Genomic DNA, 2872 nt, shown 5'->3' with positions numbered 1-2872 from the left:
TCTCTGTGTTTCTCTGTGTCCTACCCTGGCGCTGCGCTTGGGGCACTCCGTCTGTGGTGCAAAGCTTTAGTCTTTTTTGTTTTTGTCTCACGGTTTCTTAAGGAGGTCAGTTTTTGGAATCCATCCGCAACTTTTTGAACCGCCTTCTCCCGAAAGGTTCCGCCATGCGACACGTTTCGATCCTTGCCGGAGGCACGACCATCGCCCAGGGCCTGAACGTGGCAATTATGCCTGTCCTCTCCCGTATCTACTCCCCGGCAGATTTTGGTGTCATGGCAGCGTTTAGTTCCATAGTGGCTATTCTCATGGAACTTTCGGGGTTACGTTACCATTATGCCATTCCGTTGCCCAAGTACGAACGCTACGCAAAATCTCTTGTTGTTCTAAGTTTCTTCTTACAGGCTGTATTCGTGGTCTTTATTAGTACTGTCATGTTGGTTTTCGGCAAACTGCTCTTGGGGAAAATTTCTATGGATATTCTCATCCCTTACCGTTATCTGATACCTGTCGCTGTCGGAGGAATGGGGGCTTATTTGGTTCTCACACAGTGGGCTATACGGGAGAAATTATTCCAGACCATCGCAAGGACAAAGGTTACCCAGAGCGTCAGTGGAATTATTACAAAAGTGATTCTGGGGCTACTGGGTCTCCGGCCTCTTGGTCTGCTTTTGGGGAGTGTTGCTTCCCAAGCCGGCGGAATCACGACTCTTGCAAAATCTCTTTTAAAGGAAAAAGGTTTCCCCAAACCTCGCAGAGAGGATGTCAAAAGGGTAGCATTGCGTTACCGCGCATTTCCAATGTATAGCACGTTGAGTGGGTTGTTTGACACCCTGGGAAGACAGATCGCTCCAATTTTATTTGTTGCTCTTTATTCAGCACAGATCGGGGGATGGTTCTCTCTGAGCTTTCAAGTTCTTCAATTGCCTGCCATGCTAATTGGCCAGGCTGTTGGGCAAGTTTTTCTCCAGAAAGCGTCTGTAGCAAAATTCGAAGGGAATCTCAGTAAGGTCTCAAGGGAAACCTTCGAAATTCTTTTGGAACTTGCAGCTTTTCCCATACTTACTATAGCTATTCTGGCTCCGGGATTGTTTGGTTTTGTTTTTGGAGATAATTGGGAAATGGCAGGAGTTTTCTCTAGGTATTTGGCTCCTTGGGTGTTGTTCATGTTTGTTTTTTCACCACTTAGCTCGTTATTTTTCGTTATGGAAAAGCAACGAGAGTTTTTATGGTTTCAAATTGTTAATTCTGTTGGAAGAGTCCTTATGGTTTTTGGGGGTTTTTTACGGGAAAGTCCTTTAATATCTATATCCCTTTATGGAGCATTCAGCTTGTTTTTCGTTCTTTATATTTTGTTTTGGATATTAGAAAAAACTCAAAATAAGCTTGGAATTTTGCTGAAAGTTTCATTTCGTTCATTATTCAAAACATCTTTTCTGATACTACCTATACTTTTAACAAATATTTTTTCTGGGGTTTTTGTTATTACAGCTCTGGTTGCTTTGGCAGTAACGCCCTTTTATTTTAAAAATATTTATAGGAACCTTAAAAAATAATGCAAGCGAGGCGGTCTTATGTCTTTAAGTATTTCTTTTACAGGAGATATTAGTTTTTCCGGCATTTTTGCAGAAGAAAGCACTGTTGATTTTTTGGATCCTCAAATAATTACCTTTCTTAGAAACAGTGATTATAACGTTTTTAATATTGAAGGAGCACTTACAACCTGTGAGAATATACCCAAACTTGGAGTTTCTCTTACAAGTCACCCCTCAAGAGTTGACATGTTTAGAAATTTTCCCGGGGTAATTTTTAATTTAGCTAATAACCACATCATGGATGCTGGAGCGGCTGGTTTGAAGGAAACTCGATTTATAGCCCAAAATTTAAATATCCAGACTCTAGGGGCTGGAATGAATTTGGACGAGGCTTCCCGCCCTCTTGTTCTCGAAAAAGATAACATTAAAGTTTCTCTTATTGCCGTGTGCCATCCAGAAGGTTCTTTGGCAACAGCTGAACGCCCTGGAATATTTTGTGACAAACAAGAGGAAAAACTTTTAGACATAATAGGAGAATGTAAGGAAAAAACGGATTGGGTAGTGTTGAACTATCATGGGGGAGAAGAATTTTCTTACGTACCTATGCCAAGCCGCAGGAGAAAATTTCTTAAATATTTGGAATCAGGAGTTGACATTATTGTTGCTCACCACGCTCATGTAGTTCAGGGGATTGAGAAAAAAGGGGGGGGAATGGTTTTCTTCTCTCTTGGCAATTTTATTTTTGACATTCCAGGTCACTTATCTTTTGAAGGGACAGAAGAATCAGTATTAATCAGAATTGGCTTTGAGAAAGAAAAATTTACCTTTGAGAAGATTTTTACTTCAATTAATCGTGAAACAGGAGTGATTAATATTTTAGGGAATAATACAAAGTTTCTCGAATTTGAGGAGCCTCAATATCAGGGACTTTGGGCAAATGAGTGTAGAAGGGTTATTAAGAGACAATACTATAACTCTATGAGCAATAAAATTGTCAATTCAAACCGTTACCTGGGTTTTTTGAATCAAGTTCCAAGAAAATTTCAAAACCCGCTTAGATATTTAAAATTTATCTATTTCTCTCTAAGATTGTCCAATCCTTATCAAAGAGCCTTTCTAGCAGGAACAATAAAAGATCTTATCTGTAGGTTTGGGAGAAAAGCCGAACATGATCAAAAGAAGGATGATGCCAATGATTTACATAAATCGTGATAACAAAGTATTTACAAATTCATACGAATCCAAAAACGGAATCGTCACGGGTACAGCTTTTATAGGCTATCGAAGCTTGTATGGCGAAGATCTTTTGAACTACGTCTCCTCTTGGGAAACGGCAGAAG

The 2872-nt window shown here is 40.0% G+C and carries 2 protein-coding genes; both read left to right on the top strand.

The window, feature by feature from the left end; genetic code table 11:
- Positions 1 to 113 precede the first annotated feature (113 nt).
- Positions 114 to 1553, top strand: a complete 1440-nt coding sequence (locus KO361_06435) for a lipopolysaccharide biosynthesis protein (GenBank protein MCC7575201.1) — start codon at positions 114 to 116, stop codon at positions 1551 to 1553.
- Positions 1554 to 1571: 18 nt separating this feature from the next.
- On the top strand, positions 1572 to 2744 hold the full coding sequence (locus KO361_06430) for a CapA family protein (protein MCC7575200.1): 1173 nt from the start codon (positions 1572 to 1574) through the stop codon (positions 2742 to 2744).
- Positions 2745 to 2872: the final 128 nt, after the last annotated feature.

The sequence above is a fragment of the Candidatus Woesearchaeota archaeon genome (assembly GCA_020854775.1).
Taxonomy (GTDB): domain Archaea; phylum Nanobdellota; class Nanobdellia; order Woesearchaeales; family 21-14-0-10-32-9; genus 21-14-0-10-32-9.
The sequence above is the reverse complement of the archived record's forward strand: the minus strand, read 5'-3'. Positions and strand labels throughout refer to the sequence as shown.

What these genes read in the sequence shown, in the direction of transcription:
- KO361_06430 (MCC7575200.1), top strand. Translation starts at nt 1,572, where the DNA reads ATGTCTTTAAGTATTTCTTTTACAGGAGATATTAGTTTTTCCGGCATT.